The 668-nt window shown below is 33.1% G+C and carries 1 protein-coding gene; it reads right to left on the reverse strand.

From position 1 onward, the window contains the following. Positions 1-572 (reverse strand): IS982 family transposase (locus WAE57_RS15795; protein ID WP_337711306.1); only part of this gene is annotated, 572 nt, incomplete at its 3' end. Positions 573-668: the final 96 nt, after the last annotated feature.

Genomic DNA, 668 nt, shown 5'->3' on the forward strand with positions numbered 1-668 from the left:
CTGTCTCCAAGTAGGATCCCTTTTAATTCTTGAGTTAAAGAATCCAGTACAGCAATATCATGAACATTCCCTGATGTCAGCTTGAGATTAATCATTTCACCTAAATTATTGATAATCAGATGTAATTTAAAACCATAAAACCAACCTGTACTACTTTTCCCACGACCAGCCAAGCCTTTAAATACACGATGCCTTTTAATTCGAAGATTATGGCTAACTACCAGTTTAGTGGAATCAATGATACTGATTCCTGTATCTTTTCCTTTCACTTGATGGAAGAAACTACTCAAAGCCTGCAAACAACGAGGCATGATTTCAATAAATCGGTTGTAACTCAGAAGTTTAGGAAAAGCAGATTTCCAGAATGGAAGGACCATTTGGCAATAAAAATATTTGAAGAATCTAAACCCGGATTGATGAAATAAAATGACAATGGTCATTGCTTCAGACAAGCTTAAGGCTGACTTTTTTATTCTGGTTTTTTGATCAGAAATTAAGGCTTTCTCTAAAGATTCATTAAATTTTTTGCAGAAATCATCCAATATACAAAATAATTCGGTAATATGATCCATTGAAAAGCCTTGTTTTATAACATTTTGTCTTGAGAACCAATATGTTACAAATACAGGGCTTTTTTTCTACTCTTTTTTTATATCGAACTCAGGTTA

This window comes from Acinetobacter sp. NS-4 (genome assembly GCF_037402435.1).
Lineage (GTDB): Bacteria > Pseudomonadota > Gammaproteobacteria > Pseudomonadales > Moraxellaceae > Acinetobacter.